The 14187-nt window shown below is 70.7% G+C and carries 10 protein-coding genes and 1 pseudogene; 8 read left to right on the top strand and 3 right to left on the bottom strand.

Going from position 1 to position 14187, the window contains the following annotated elements:
• Positions 1-209: 209 nt before the first annotated feature.
• Together ACGFH9_RS01570 and ACGFH9_RS01565 are read left to right on the top strand one after the other, a co-directional pair.
• Positions 210-1094, top strand: a complete 885-nt coding sequence (locus ACGFH9_RS01570; RefSeq protein ID WP_393214226.1) for an NUDIX hydrolase — start codon at positions 210-212, stop codon at positions 1092-1094.
• Positions 1095-1437: 343 nt separating this feature from the next.
• Positions 1438-2370: a CDP-alcohol phosphatidyltransferase family protein gene (locus tag ACGFH9_RS01565; RefSeq protein WP_393214223.1), complete on the top strand. Its 933-nt coding sequence runs from the start codon at positions 1438-1440 to the stop codon at positions 2368-2370.
• Positions 2371-2428: 58 nt separating this feature from the next.
• On the opposite strand, the gene ACGFH9_RS01560 is transcribed toward ACGFH9_RS01565, so the two are convergent.
• The 3 genes and pseudogenes from ACGFH9_RS01560 to ACGFH9_RS01550 all read right to left on the bottom strand — a co-directional run bounded on the left by ACGFH9_RS01560 (position 2429) and on the right by ACGFH9_RS01550 (position 6378).
• Positions 2429-3682, bottom strand: coding sequence for a phosphatidylserine decarboxylase (locus ACGFH9_RS01560; RefSeq protein ID WP_393213693.1), 1254 nt, complete (start codon positions 3680-3682; stop codon positions 2429-2431).
• 564 nt (positions 3683-4246) lie between these two features.
• Positions 4247-4534 (bottom strand): annotated as a pseudogene (locus ACGFH9_RS01555) (hypothetical protein); the annotation flags it as partial.
• Complete coding sequence (locus tag ACGFH9_RS01550) at positions 4531-6378, bottom strand: PspC domain-containing protein (RefSeq protein WP_393213690.1); 1848 nt, start codon at positions 6376-6378, stop codon at positions 4531-4533. The gene ACGFH9_RS01550 and the pseudogene ACGFH9_RS01555, both read right to left, overlap by 4 nt.
• A gap of 159 nt (positions 6379-6537) precedes the next feature.
• On the opposite strand from ACGFH9_RS01550, the gene ACGFH9_RS01545 reads away from it, so the two are divergent.
• The 6 genes from ACGFH9_RS01545 to ACGFH9_RS01520 all read left to right on the top strand — a co-directional run bounded on the left by ACGFH9_RS01545 (position 6538) and on the right by ACGFH9_RS01520 (position 14165).
• Positions 6538-7803, top strand: a complete 1266-nt coding sequence (locus ACGFH9_RS01545) for a PspC domain-containing protein (protein ID WP_355246997.1) — start codon at positions 6538-6540, stop codon at positions 7801-7803.
• A gap of 2 nt (positions 7804-7805) precedes the next feature.
• A complete protein-coding gene (locus ACGFH9_RS01540) occupies positions 7806-8492 on the top strand; it encodes a response regulator transcription factor (RefSeq protein WP_355247000.1) in 687 nt (228 codons plus the stop codon).
• Positions 8493-8682: 190 nt separating this feature from the next.
• Positions 8683-9846 (top strand): Cys-Gln thioester bond-forming surface protein, encoded by a 1164-nt coding sequence (locus ACGFH9_RS01535; protein WP_393213686.1) that lies wholly within the window; start codon positions 8683-8685, stop codon positions 9844-9846.
• A 650-nt stretch (positions 9847-10496) separates the two neighbouring features.
• Positions 10497-12137, top strand: coding sequence for an ABC transporter substrate-binding protein (locus tag ACGFH9_RS01530; protein WP_393213683.1), 1641 nt, complete (start codon positions 10497-10499; stop codon positions 12135-12137).
• 149 nt (positions 12138-12286) lie between these two features.
• Positions 12287-13213, top strand: a complete 927-nt coding sequence (locus ACGFH9_RS01525) for an ABC transporter permease (protein WP_355247009.1) — start codon at positions 12287-12289, stop codon at positions 13211-13213.
• Positions 13206-14165 (top strand): ABC transporter permease, encoded by a 960-nt coding sequence (locus ACGFH9_RS01520; RefSeq protein ID WP_393213679.1) that lies wholly within the window; start codon positions 13206-13208, stop codon positions 14163-14165. The genes ACGFH9_RS01525 and ACGFH9_RS01520 overlap by 8 nt, the downstream gene beginning before the upstream one ends.
• Positions 14166-14187 lie beyond the last annotated feature (22 nt).

Here is a 14187-nt window from a genome sequence, read left to right as displayed (position 1 = left end):
CCCTCTCCCCCCTCTCCCCCTCCCCGGCATCACCCCTGCACTGCGGTGATCATGAAGTTATTGTCAGGACACGCCGAGATGGACGGCAATAACTTCATGATCACCGGGCTGGGTCGGGTGGGTTGGGTCGGTGGGCTGGGTCGGTGGGATGGGTCGGGTGGGTGGGGTCGGGTGGGTGGGGGAGTGGGGGAGTGGGGGGCGTGGGGGTTTTGGTGCGGCGGGTTGCTGTTTATGGGTTCTTCGAGCAGCTGGGGCGGTTCTTGGTCGTTCGGGGTGGTGGTGAGCGGGTCTGGTCGCTGCCTGGAGGGCTCGTCGCGCATGCGGAGCACCCTGAGCGGGCCGTGGTGCGTACAGTCTCCGAGCAGACCGGGCTGACCGTCTCGGTGGACCGGTTGCGATCCGTCGTCGCGGACGTGGACGCCGACGCGGGTGACGGTGTGCCGATGCACACCGACCGGTTGCTCTTCGAGATGACCGTGCACGGCGATGTGTCGGAGGTCACCGGCGGGGGCACGGTCGAGGGCCGCTGGGTCAGCCCCGAGGCCGCCACCGAGCTGCCGTTGACGCCGTTCAGCGCCGAACTGCTCGGCCTGCCGGTCGTCCCACTCCCGGCCGACGCGTATCCGTCCGTCGAGCCACTCCCGGCGTCGCATCCGGACCGGCGGTTGCGCTTCGGGGCGTACGGGCTGGTCACCGACCCGGCGGGGCGGATCCTGCTGACCCAGATCGCCGACGGCTACCCCGGGGCCGGCAAGTGGCACCTGCCCGGCGGCGGCACCGACCACGGCGAGCAGCCGACCGTCGGGCTGCTCCGGGAACTCATCGAGGAGGGTGGTCAGGTGGGCCGCGTGGTGGAGTTGCTCGGCGTGGACAACCTGCACAACCCGGCCGCGTTCGGCCCGGAGGGTCGTCCGCTGGACTGGCACGGCGTCCGGGTGATCTATCGGGTGCTGGTGGACGTACCCACCGACGCGGTGGTGACGGAGTCCGCCGGTGGCTCGACCGCGCGGGCCGGCTGGTTCACCGCCGCCGAGACCGCTGACCTGCCGCTGACCGGTATCGCTGCCTCGGCAATCGGACGGCTGGGTTCATAGCACTCGGCTCAGCGAGCCGAGTTGGCTACCCTCCGGTAGAGTCAGGGACGGGAATGGTGGGGGAAACGGGCGATGAAGCCCGGGATGGGAATAACAAGGCGGTTCGCGCGGTTTGCACCAGATAAGTACCGCCGGCAGCTATCGCCAAGCCATGTTCCCCTATGCGATGGTGTACTCCGCAAAACGGCTGCCGGGCCACGCAAGGTCCGGCACGAGACAGCCGGACACCCGCCCTACGGCGGTAAGCCGATCCGGTGATGGAGGAAACGTGCCGAGAGCCCCATGGCGCCGGCGTCGTACGACTGACAGTCCGCGCCCCGCAGGGCGTCGCTGGGCGGGCCGGTTGCGCCGCAGCAGCACGTTCGCCCGCCAGGTGCTGCTGGTCCGGGTGGGTCGCCGTGACGGTGACCCTCGGGCCACCGACCTGACACTGACCGAGCACCGGTACGCCGACCGCCAGCGCCGTCGCTACGGCCTGGACCGGCTCAGCCGGTCGGGGGCTGTCACTCGCGCCGAGATCGAGGCGGTCATGCCGGTCAGCCCGGCGCTGCCGATGGCGCACACCGACGAGGCCACCGCCGGATCGATCCCCCTGCTCCCCGGCGAGCGCACGATGGCCCGCCGGATGAAGTTCGCCCTCGTCAACGCCTGCACCCTGTCGAGCCTGATGCTCGGCATGCTGGCGATCTTCCTCGCGATGCAGGGTGAGGTGCGCATCGCCGCCCTCTGCCTGATCGCCTGCGTCATCTTCGACGGCCTCGACGGTGCGTTGGCGCGTCGACTGGGCGTCGCCAGTCCGTTCGGCGCCCAGATGGACTCGCTGGCCGACATGTGCTCGTTCGGCCTCGCCGCACCCGTGGTGGTCTACGCCTCGCTCGCCGGCTCCGTGTCGACGGCCGCGGCCGCGGTGGCGTGTGCACTGGTCGCGGCGTGTGCGGCGATCCGGTTGGCCCGCTTCAACGTCTCGCCGAAGGACGGTCGCTTCTTCTGCGGCGTCCCGACCACCATGGCCGCCGCCGTGCTCGCCCTCACCGTGGCGATCGGCCTGCCCGTTCCCGGTCTCGTGCTGGTGGCCGGTGTGGCACTGCTCGCCTTCGCGATGGTGTCCAGCTTCCCGTACGCCAAGCTGGCGCGTCTGGTGAAGCTGCCGCCGTGGCTCTGGCTCGCCCCGGTGCTCGGCGCGCTCGTCGACATCCGGCTCACGTTCGCCCTGATCGTGGTCGGCTACCTGGTGAGCGGGCCGGTGCTCTGGCTGCGCCAGCGTCGTACCGCCTGATCAGACCCACGAAAACGGGGCGCCGCGGACAGCGGCGCCCCGTTTTCGCATGCCGGTCTCAGCGCCAGCGGGCGATGACCGTGGAACCGCCGATCACCTTGTCGCCCGGCCCCACCAGCGGCTCTGCGGCGTCGGCCGGCAGGTAGACGTCGGTCCGCGAGCCGAACCGGATGAGCCCGAAACGCTCGCCCCTGGCCAGCAGCGCACCGATCGGCGCGCGCTGCACGATGCGGCGGGCGATCAGACCGGTCCGCTGCGCGACCACCACCGTGCCGCGGCTGGTGTCCAGAACGGTGTACGCGGCGACGTTGTGCTCGGCGTCCGGCTTCATCGCGTTGACGAAGCCGCCGTCGGCGACGAAGTAGTCCACCACCTTGCCGGCGACCGGAGCACGGTTGACGTGCACGTCCAGCACCGACAGGAAGACCGCCACGCGCAGCCATTCGCCGTCGCCGAAGCGCTCGTCGTACAGCCGCTGCACCGACAGGACCTTGCCGTCCGCGCTGGCCACCACGGCGTTCGGGTCCTCCGGCACGTCCCGCTGAGGATCACGGAAGAACGCGGCGACGGGGCCGGCCGCCAGCGCCGGCAGCAGCCACAGCTTGGACGACGGACGCGCCACCCGGGCCAGCGCCGCCAGACCCAACGTGATGCCGGCCGCGGCCACACCGTTCGAGTCGATGTGCATGCCCTTGGTCAGGGGCACGCTCGACGGCCGGTACGCGGGGGCCAGCCGGTCGGCCGCAGCCGGGCTGGCCGGCGTGAACCGCAGCCGGTAGACCCGTACCGGCGGCGAGTTGCGCAGCACCAGGTCCCCGCCGACGCCGTACAGGGCGTCCTGGCGGGCCAGCTCGCCGGCAGCGCCGGTGGTCCGGCCCGGCGTGGCGGTGGTGGCGACGCTCAGCACCGCGCCGTCGGTGAGGTACTTCGACAGGCCTTGAATGCCGCTACGGGCCTCCTCGGCGGTGCCGGTGAACGCCTCGCCGGCGATGACCACCGCGGCGGCCTCGGCGTCGCCGAGCGTGTCGACCACGCGTACCCGGTCAGCGACCCAGCGGCCCTGGGCGGTGACGTGCTCGCGGAGCGCGGCGGCGGTGGAGGACTCGGCGGGTGTCACGGTGAGCCGGTCGCCGGGGAGCAACGCCTCGATCGCCGCGGCCAGCACCGCGGACTCCGGGCTCGCGCCGACCAGCAGGGCGACCTTCGGGTCGTTCATCCGGGCCAGCTCGGCGACGAGCGTACGGGCGGCGCGCTCGCCGATGCGGACCGGACCGGACCGGCCGGTGGTACGCACGGCGGGGGACTGCGTCATGACGGGCGGGCTCCTGACGGGGTAGAGACGGGAATCGCGGCGGGGGCGCCATGGCGGGACGGGCCGGCCGGCGGAGGCGAGATCTCCACCAGCCAGCATATGCGCCTGCCCGCGCCGACCGCACCGCCGAGCCCTCGCCGAGGGCGACGCGGGCAGACAGCCGGCTCAGGAACTTTCGCGCCGCCCCGTCCGCTCGTCGCCGACCCCCGGAGCGTCGTCACTGGCCGGATGCCCGCCGACCGTCGGAGCGTTGTCACTGGCCGGATGCCCGCCGACCGTCGGAGCGTTGTCACCGGCCGGAGCGTCGCCGACCGCCGGACCGGTTGCCCGCTTCGCGTCGGCCGGGGTGACCGGGTGGTCGACCTGGGTCGGCTCGGCGGGCTCGGCCGTGACCGGCGGGGTTTCCGGCTCTGCCGGGGCGTGGGCCAGCCAGGCGGGGTGTACCACGTCCGCCGTGGGCGCCTCCGGGGTCCGCACCTCGGCCGTGGGCGCGCCGGGCGTGGGTTCGAAGGTGGCCGGCTCGAAGGTGGCCGGCTCGAAGGTGGCGGTCTGCGGCGTGCCGCGCTCGGCCGGGCTGGGCTCGGGCGTGACGCTGACCGGCTCGGGTGTGCCCGTGGCGGCGTCCGTCGTACCCGGCTCGGCGATCTCGTTCGGCTCCGGGCGGCCCGAGCGGCCCGAGCGCAGCGCGCCGACCAGACCGAACACTCCGATCAGGATCAGCGCGCCGGCCAGGAACCAGCCGACCGGCGGCAGCGCGAGCCCGAGGATCTGAGCGAGCAGCCACCAGGCCGACAGGGCCAGGAACAGCAGCCCGAATGCGAACGAGAGCAGGTCCGTACGGTGAGCCTTCACCGGGTCACCTCCAGGTTGCCGGCATTGACGTGGATGTACAGGCGCAGCTTCCCGCCGCCGGGGCCGTCCGCGCCCAGGTCGGTGGACTCCCGCAGCCGGCCGTCGATCCCGCCGGAGCGGTTGCCGAAGACAGTGGCGTCGCCGGCGTTGACGTCGGCCACCGTGGTGACGTCCACGTTGGGCGGTACGACGACAGTTGCCTGACCGAAGTTGATCGCCACTGTCACCTGGGTGTCCCGCTTCGTGAAGTCGATGCCCCGCAGGTCGAGGACGGCGTCACCGAAGCTGTTCTCGTACCGGTCGGCGAGGTCGCGGTAGTCGGTGGGCGCCCAGGTGACCGCGCCGTCGACACCCCTGATCCGGTCGTAGGACTCGGCGACCGTCGCCGTGCCCAGCGCGGCGGCCGTCACCAGGCCCAGCGCGATCAACCAGCGTGCACGGCCGAACCAGGTGCCGACCAGCAGCCCCAGCCCGATGGTGGCCAACGCGGCCGCGAAGTACGCCGAGGCGCTGATGTCGAAGACGTCCAGCAGGTCGAGCAGGGCGACCACGCCGAGCGCCAGGAAGATCAGCGAGAAGGTCACCGCGCCGAGCGGCGAACGCTCCCGGGGCCGCTTCGGCGGCTTCGGTGGCTTGGGCGGGGGGTACGCGGGCGGCGCCGGTGTGGCGTATGGGCCGTGTGGCGCGAACGGAGGACGGTACCCGCCCGGTGTCGTCGTCCCCGGGTGGCTGACAGGGCCGGCCGCTGGCACGGCGGTCATCGGTGCCGAAGGCCAGCCGCTGGTGGGCGTGGCGACGGTGGGCGCGCCGCTGCCCGGCCAGCCCTGCTCGTGCGCCGGCCAGCCGGTGCCCTGTGGTCCGGTCGTGACGCCGGCCGGCTGTGCGGACACCGGGCCTACCCCGGTCACCACCGCCGCCTGGGACACCGGCTCCGCGCCGAGGGTCGGTTGCGCCATGGTGGCCGGCTGGCCGCCCTGGACTGACGCGTACGCGCTCTCCGGCGGGCCGCTGTACGACGGCGCGCCACCCGACAGCGGCGCGGTCGCCAGCGGACCTGCGGGTGGGACCGTGCCGTACGTCGGAGCCGGCCAGGCGACCGGGGGGACCGGGCCGGGTGGCGTGCCCGCCGGGGAGGGCGGCACCGGCACACCCGGGGGCTGTGGCCCCCGGTTGTCCCGGTTGAGCAGCAACGCGCCGCCGATCAGGATGGCCGCGCCGAGCAGCACCGCCCGGAAGGCGTCGGTGACGATGTAGCCGAAGCTCGCGGCCACGAGGATGCCCAGGATGATCACGGTCACCGGGGACATGCTGGAGCGGCCCCGCCCCAGCATCGACTCCACCGGGGACGCCGTGTCGCCCTCGTTCGGGATGATCAGCCAGGCGGCGACGTACACCAGGATGCCGATGCCGCCGAAGAACCCGAGCACCGCGAGGAGCACCCGCCACAGCACCGGATCGGTGTTGGTGGCCCGCCCGATCGCCGCGCAGACCCCGGCCAGGTAACGGCCGTCACGGGGCCGGACCAGCCCGTACCGCGAGGTGAAGCCGGCACCGCCCAGCGGCGCGCCGGGCCCCGGAGGCGTACCTGCGCCGGGGCCGTGGCCCGTGCCGGTCGTACCCCCGCCCGGTGTGTAGCCCGTGCCGGCGGCGAAGCCGGCACCGGGCGCGTAGCCCGCGCTCGGCGGCTCGTACGCGCCGGACGTGGCGCCCGGCGTCGGCGCGCCCGGCGGGCCGAACGTGGTGGGCTCGGTCCAGCCGGCGGGCGTCGTGGGCGGTGCGGGCGGTACTGAACCGCCCGGCTGTGCCGACCCGGGGCGGGGCGGCGGGGCAGCTTCCTCGGTCATGTCTCGATCCTGCTGCCCACCTCGCCCGAACGACCTCAGGACCCGACCCTGACGCCACCCTGAGATCCGGGGGGCCGGAATGTCGGGGGCGTCCCCGTGGTCGTCGGACGCCGCAGCGTGTGACGATCGGATGCACCGCCCCGCGCCCCGCCCACCACCGTGACCAGGGAGCCTGCGATCAGCATCGTGACCCCACCTCCGCGCCTCTACCGGGCCCCCGAGCATCGGATGGCCGCCGGCGTCGCCGCCGGCATCGCCGACCACCTCGGCATCTCGGTGCTGCGCGTGCGAGTCGCGTTCATGGTGCTGCTCGGGCTGAGTGGGCTCGGACTGCTGCTGTACGCGGCGTTCTGGGCGGTGGTGCCGCTGCGGCCCGGTGACACCGCCGTGCCGCCCCGGCGGGACGTGGCCCAGCTCCTGCCGTTCGTCGGGATCGGGCTCGGTGTCCTGCTGATCCAGGTGATGGTCTTCGACTCGGTGGGCGCGGCGGGCACCGCCGGCTGGCTGGTGGCCATCATCGCGGTCGGCGCGGGCGTGATCTGGCACCAGTCGGCGCCCGAGCGGCGGCGGCGCTGGGGCGAGGCGATGCCGGTCCCGTGGCTCGGGGCGGTCGTCGAGGAGAGCGACCGGCGGGCCTTCGTACTCCGGTTCATCGGGGGCGGGGTGCTGGTCGCGGTCGGCATCATCGGTGTCGCGGCGGTCTACTCGCCGGCACAGAACTTCGACGCGGTGATCAACGGGGTGATCTTCGCGCTGGTCGGGTTGGCCGGGGTCGGAGTGGTCGCGGCACCGGTGCTCTGGCGGACGTACAACCAGCTCCGCGCCGAGCGTGAGGGCCGCATCCGGGAACAGGAGCGGGCCGAACTGGCCGCGATGGTGCACGACCAGGTGCTGCACACACTGGCGCTGATCCAGCGCAACGCCGGCGACGTCAAGACGGTGCAGCGGTTGGCGCGGGGGCAGGAGCGCTCGTTGCGCAACTGGCTCTACAAGCCCACGGCCTCGCCGAACGAACGTTTCGCCGCAGCCCTGGAGCAGGCCGCCGCCGAGGTCGAGGACACCTTCGCGATCACGGTGGAGGCGGTGGTGGTGGGGGACCGCGAGACCGACGAGAAGGTCGGCGCGCTGGTCGCCGCGGCGCGGGAGGCGCTGGTGAACGCGGCACGGCACGCCGGTGTGCAGACCGTGTCGCTCTACGCCGAGGTGGAGCCCGATCAGGTCAGCGTGTTCGTCCGGGACCGAGGGAAGGGCTTCGACCCGGATACGGTGGAGGACCACCGGCACGGCGTACGGGGTTCGATCATCGGACGGATGAAGCGGCACGGCGGACGGGCCGAAATCCGGTCCGGCCCGGGGGAGGGGACCGAGGTCCGGTTGATCCTGCCGATCTCCCGGGACTCGTCCGCGGCGGAGAGGAACAAATGACCATGGCCGAGCAGCCGACGGAACAGCCCGACCAGGCGGCCAGCCGCCCCGAACGCCTGCGGGTCTTCCTCGTGGACGACCACGCGATGTTCCGGGCCGGGGTACGTGCCGAGCTGGGCGCCCACGTCGAGGTGGTGGGCGAGGCGAGCACCGTGGCCGAGGCGGTCACCCGGATCGCCGTCACCGGGCCGGACGTGGTGCTGCTCGACGTCCACATGCCCGACGGCGGTGGCCGCGCGGTGCTGGAGGCGATGCGGCGCACTCATCCGCAGGTCAAATTCCTGGCCCTGAGCGTCTCCGACGCGGCCGAGGACGTGATCGGGCTGATCCGGGCCGGCGCCCGGGGGTACGTCACCAAGACCATCTCTCCGGACGAGTTGGCCGCGGCGATCCGTCGGGTCGCCGACGGCGACGCCGTGTTCAGCCCTCGGCTGGCCGGGTTCGTGCTGGACGCGTTCGCGGCCCGACCGGACGCGCCGGTGGCCGACCCGGAGCTGGACCAGCTCACCAACCGTGAGCGGGAGGTGCTGCGCCTGCTCGCCCGGGGGTACGCGTACAAGGAGATCGCCAAGGAGCTGTTCATCTCCATCAAGACGGTGGAGACGCACGTGTCGAACGTGCTGCGCAAGCTCCAGATGTCCAACCGGTACGAACTTTCCCGCTGGGCGGCGGACCGCCGGCTCGTGTGATCAATTCCTCTGTGCCGGCATTTCGGGCAGATGCCACGGATGTTGCGGGGCGGGGCTGACAAAAGATCAACCGTGGTTCCATACTGCCCCGGTCCCGTTTCCGCGCGTGGGTCTCGCATCCCGTGGAAACGGCGGCTCACGAGCGTACCCGCGATGGCGGGTCACCCCTGGGGAAGAGGTACCACTTCTGATGTTGGGACAACGAGGACGACACTGGGCGCGGGTCGCCCTGGCGGCCGTCGCCGGCGGGGCTCTGGCGCTCGGTGTGGCGGGTGCCGCCGCCGCCGCTCCGGCCACCGGTGTGGCCAAGATGGTCGACGGCAGCGAGGTCGTCCTGAAGCTCGATGGCACGACGCGCCCGACGGCTGCGCTCGCCCTGAAGATCGACGGCAAGCTGGTGCCGGCGTTCTGCATCGACTACCGCACCAGCGTGAAGCTCGACGGCAAGTACGAGGAGGGCACCTGGGACGAGTCCGAGGTGAAGAACCTCGGCAAGGTGCAGTGGGTGCTCACCCACGGCTACCCGAACGCCGACTCCACCAAGCTCCTCGCCGCCGCGGGCGTGACCGCCAAGATCGGCAAGAAGCAGCTCGACAACCTGCTCTACTTCGGCACCCAGACCGCGATCTGGCACTTCAGCGACGGCATCGAGCTGGGCGCCTGGGAGAAGGGCCTGCAGCCCCCCAACCAGTACGAGGTGATCACGAAGGTTCGTGACTACCTCGTCAACAACGCCACCGACCAGCCGGAGCCGCGCGCCGAGCTGTCCGTCGACCCGGCCAGCGCCACCGCGACGGTCGGCGGCAAGGCCGGTCCGTTCACGGTGAAGGGCCCGGCGGGCACCATCACCGTCGCGGCCACCGGCGGCACCGCCGTCGACGCCGAGGGTAAGCCGGTCACCACGACCACCAACGGCGGGCAGTTCTGGCTGGCCGCCGAGGCAGCCGGCACCGTCAACGTGACCCTGACCGCGCAGGACTCGGTCTCCTTCGGCCGGGTGTTCCTGTTCACCGGCCCCAAGAAGGCGCAGAAGCTGATTCTCGGTGGCAGCACCGGCGCGACCGTCACTGCCCGGGCGGCGGCCACCTTCACGGCCGTCCCCACGACGCCGCCGGCCACCCCGTCGGCGACCCCGAGCGCGTCGCCGTCGCCGACCACCCCGGAAGCCACCCCGTCGGAGTCGGCGCAGCCGGCCAGCCCGGCCCCGTCCACCTCGCCGGCGAGCAACGGTGGCGGTCTGCCGCTGACCGGTTCGCCGATCGCGACGGCGGCGACCGCCGGTCTGCTGCTGCTCGCCGCAGGCGCGGTGACCATCCTGGTGGTGCGTCGCCGCAAGGTCCGCTTCACCGCCTGATCCATCCCCGCCACACCATCGGCCCCGGTACCGCGCGAGCGGTGCCGGGGCCGATGTCGTCGCGGCAGCCACGATGATCAGAGAGCCGTCCGAGACGCCCTCGTCCACCCAGCCGGTGCTGGTGCCCGTGCAGCGGACGCGGACATCGTCCGGACGGGCAAAGAACGGTGAGCGCACGACCGGCTACGGGACGGGCGATCTTGGTGGTGGGGCGGCGTGCAGAAACCGGATCTGAGCGCTGCTCAGGTCCCCCGGCAGGTCATGTACGTCGAGGTGTCGAGTCTCCGCGCGACCGTTTTATGATCATTTTTCAAGTATCGACATCATGGCGGGCAACTAACGGCTTGATAACGGCACCTTCACGGAAGAGGCCAGTGGGTGTCACAGTGGCAGCACCTCACCCTCGGTGTGTGGCACTCCGTACGGCCGACGACCATGATCTCCGCTGTTTCCCGGCGGGTTCGTGGTCGCGACGCCTGCGTAGGGTCGTGCCCCGTCGGGTGGGGAGCCCGGCGGATCGGAACATCAGGGGTGTCCCCAACTTCCCTGTGGTCCCGGCGACCTCTGCCCCGGGGTGGCCGGGCGGTGTCACCCCCAAACGTGCGTGAAACCCACGACGGAACCAGGTTAGAAAGAGGAGGCCCCTCGGAATGAGAGTCTCGAAGCGGGCGACGAGCGCGATCGCGCTCAGCGCGGCTGCCGCGCTTGTCGCGAGCGGTTGCTCGAGCGGTGACGGTGACGGCGACGCTGCCGCCAGCAAGGATGGCGCCATCGTCATCCACGGCGTCCAGCCGGAGAACCCGCTGGTTCCGTCGAACACCACGGAGACCGGCGGTGGCAAGGTCATCGACTGGCTGTTCACCGGCCTGGTCGAGTACCCGAACGACGGTGGGGCCCCGCGCAACGCGCTGGCCGAGTCCATCGACACCAAGGACTCCAAGGTCTTCACGATCAAGATCAAGAAGGGTACCAAGTTCCACGACGGTACCGAGGTGAAGGCGAAGAACTTCGTCGACGCCTGGAACTGGGCCGCGTACTCGCCGAACGGCGCGCAGAACGGCTCCTTCTTCGCGGACATCGCGGGCTTCGACAAGACCTACACCGAAGACCCGGACGGCGCGGACGGCCCGCAGAAGGCCCCGACCCCGACGGCCAAGGAGCTCTCCGGCCTGAAGGTCGTCGACGACCAGACCTTCGAGGTCACCCTCGCCGCCCCGACCGCGGTCTTCCCGACCAAGCTCGGCTACAGCGCCTTCATGCCGCTGCCGGACGCGTTCTTCACCATGAAGCCCGAGGAGTTCGGCAAGAAGCCGATCGGCAACGGCCCGGTGAAGTTCGTCTCGTGGCAGGACAACGTCCTCATCAAGCTCACGCGGTTCGACGACTACAGCCTGCGTGACAAGATGAAGATCAAGGACGTCGACGTCAAGCTGTACCAGGACGAGACGGCCGCGTACGCCGACCTGCTGGCCAACAACCTCGACTTCATGGAGGTTGTCCCCACCTCGGCGCTCGCCGGTGACAAGTGGAAGACCGACCTCGGCGACCGGGGCCTGAACACGGTCACCCCGTCGACCGCGTTCATCGCGTTCCCGATCTACGACAAGCGCTTCCAGAACGCCAAGCTGCGTCGTGCGGTGTCGCTGTCGATCAACCGGCAGGAGATCTCGGACAAGATCTTCTTCGGTACCCGCAAGCCGGCCGACAGCTGGGCGAACCCGCTGACCCCGGGCGCCAAGCCGGGCAACTGCACCGCCTGCAAGTTCGACCCGACCACGGCCAAGCAACTGCTGACCGAGGCCGGCGGCTTCACCGGTGAGATGGTCTTCTACTACAACGCCGACTCCAGCCACAAGGACTGGATGGACGCCGTTGCGCAGCAGGTCAAGACCAACCTGGGCATCGAGGCTCGCGCCGAGGGCATCCCGACCTTCGCGGTCTTCCGGCAGAACATCAACGCCCACAAGATGACCGGCCCGTACCGTGCCGCCTGGCAGCAGGACTACCCGGACGTCGAGAACTGGGTCAACCCGCTCTACGTCAAGGGTGGCTCCTCCAACGACGGCCTCTACAGCAACCCGCAGGTCGACGCCCTGGCCAAGCAGGCCAGCGCCGCGCCGAGCCTGGAGGCCTCGCACGAGGCGTTCGCCAAGGCCGTCGAGGTTGTCGACCAGGACGTCCCGACCATCCCGATCTACTTCTACGGCCAGCAGTCCGGCCACTCGGAGAAGATCAAGAAGCTCGAGCTGAACAACGTCGGCGAACTCGACATCACCTCGGTCGAGCTCTGATCCGTACGGTCTGACCCCGGGTCGGGCTCGCCACATCCGGTGAGCCCGACCCGGGGCCGTTCCGCGAGTGGGTGCTACAACACCCCACTCGCCACGTCGTCACCACCGTGTCGGCCGTCCGACGCGCCCCCTGTCTGGAGGACCACCCCATGGGCCGTTATCTGTTGAGACGGCTGCTCCAACTCGTGCCCGTCTTCATCGGCTCGACCTTCCTGATCTACTGGCTCGTCTGGTCCGTCCCGGGCGACCCGTTCGCCGGCAAGTGCGGCGAGCGCCGGTGCCCAGATCAGTACGTCGCGTACATGACCGAGAAGTACCACCTGGACCAGAACGTCTTCGTGCAGTACGGCAACTACATGAAGAACCTCCTCCAGGGCGACTTCGGGCAGACGTTCTCGCAGCGCGACATCGGCGACATCATCGCCACGGCGTACCCGAACACGCTGAAGCTGGCCCTGGTCGCGCTCGCCATCGAGGCCGTCATCGGCCTCGGCGCGGGCATCCTGACCGGTCTGCGCCGCAACGGTTTCCTGGACAACCTGGTCCTGGTCTCCACTCTCTTCCTGCTCGCGCTGCCGGTGTTCGTCGTCGGCTTCGTGCTGCAGTGGCTGCTGGGTGTGCAGTGGCACATCGTCAAGCCGACCGTCTCGTCCGAGATGCGGTTGTCCGAACTGATCGTCCCGGGCTTCGTGCTCGGTAGCGCGTCGGTGGCGTACATCGCCCGGGTGGCCCGCACGAGCATCGCGGAGAACCGCCGTGCCGACTACGTGCGCACGGCCATCGCCAAGGGCCTCCCGATGCGCCGGGTCGTCGGTGTGCACCTGCTGCGCAACTCGCTCATTCCGGTGGTCACCCTGCTCGGCACCGACCTTGGCGCCCTGATGGGCGGTGCGATCGTCACCGAGGGCATCTTCGGCATCAACGGCATCGGCCGCGAGGTCTACCGCGCGATCGTCACCAAGGAAAGCGCTACCGTGGTTGGCATCGTGGTCGTACTGGTGGTCGTCTATCTGGTGATGAACCTGTTGGTCGACCTGCTCTACGCCGCCCTGGACCCGAGGATCCGTTATGAGTGACCCAAGCACCGCATCGATCGTCAGCACCCCTCCCGCGCAGGTGACCGACACTCCCGCCGCCCCCGGGCCGCAGGGCAACGAGAAGCCGCGTGGCCTGCTCGGCGACGCCTGGCGCGACCTGCGCCGCAAGCCCCTGTTCTGGATCTCGGCCACGTTCATCGTCATCTTCCTGTTGATGGCGGCGTTCCCGTCGTTGTTCGCCCCGGGCGACGCGGTCAACGGATCGCTCTCGCGCAGCCTCAACAAGGCGTCCGGGGACGCCTGGTTCGGGTACGACCTGCAGGGCCGGGACGTCTACGCCCGGGTCATCTACGGCGCGCGCGCCTCCGTCGTGGTCGCCGTGCTCTCCGTGCTCGGCACCCTGCTCGTCGGCGGCACCATGGGCATCATCGCCGGCTACCTCGGTGGCTGGGTCGACACCGTGCTCAGCCGGATCGCCGACGTGTTCTTCGGGGTTCCGTTCGTGCTCGGCGCGATCGTCATCCTCACCACGTTCAACGGCTCGGGCAGCACCAACAGCAAGGCCGAGATCATGGGCCTGGTGACCATCTCGCTGATCGTGCTGAGCTGGCCGGTCGTGATGCGGTTGATGCGTTCCTCGGTGCTCGCCACCAGGGAGGCCGACTACATCGTCGCGGCGCGCGCGCTGGGTGCCGGCAGCGGTCGGATCATCCTGAAGCACCTGCTGCCGAACTGCCTGGCCCCGCTGCTGGTCTACGGCACGATCATGGTCGGCTCGTTCATCGGCGCCGAGGCCACCCTGTCGTTCCTGGGTGTCGGCCTGAAGTCGCCGGTGGTGTCCTGGGGCATCATGATCAGCGAGGGCAAGGATTTCATCCGGGTCGCGCCGGGGCTGGTGTTCTTCCCCGCAGCCTTCCTCGTCGCCGCAGTGCTGAGCTTCGTGATGCTCGGTGAGGCGGTCCGCGAGGCCCTCGATCCGAAACTCCGCTAGGGGAGATCCAGTGTCCGACATT

Source organism: Micromonospora sp. NPDC049102, from assembly GCF_043197485.1.
Lineage (GTDB): Bacteria > Actinomycetota > Actinomycetes > Mycobacteriales > Micromonosporaceae > Micromonospora.
The sequence above is the reverse complement of the archived record's forward strand: the minus strand, read 5'-3'. Positions and strand labels throughout refer to the sequence as shown.

Coding starts and splice junctions, on each gene's coding strand:
- ACGFH9_RS01550 (WP_393213690.1), bottom strand. CDS start 6,378: ATGACCGAGGAAGCTGCCCCGCCGCCCCGCCCCGGGTCGGCACAGCCG.
- ACGFH9_RS01560 (WP_393213693.1), bottom strand. CDS start 3,682: ATGACGCAGTCCCCCGCCGTGCGTACCACCGGCCGGTCCGGTCCGGTC.
- ACGFH9_RS01540 (WP_355247000.1), top strand. CDS start 7,806: ATGGCCGAGCAGCCGACGGAACAGCCCGACCAGGCGGCCAGCCGCCCC.
- ACGFH9_RS01525 (WP_355247009.1), top strand. CDS start 12,287: ATGGGCCGTTATCTGTTGAGACGGCTGCTCCAACTCGTGCCCGTCTTC.
- ACGFH9_RS01520 (WP_393213679.1), top strand. CDS start 13,206: ATGAGTGACCCAAGCACCGCATCGATCGTCAGCACCCCTCCCGCGCAG.
- ACGFH9_RS01530 (WP_393213683.1), top strand. CDS start 10,497: ATGAGAGTCTCGAAGCGGGCGACGAGCGCGATCGCGCTCAGCGCGGCT.
- ACGFH9_RS01535 (WP_393213686.1), top strand. CDS start 8,683: ATGTTGGGACAACGAGGACGACACTGGGCGCGGGTCGCCCTGGCGGCC.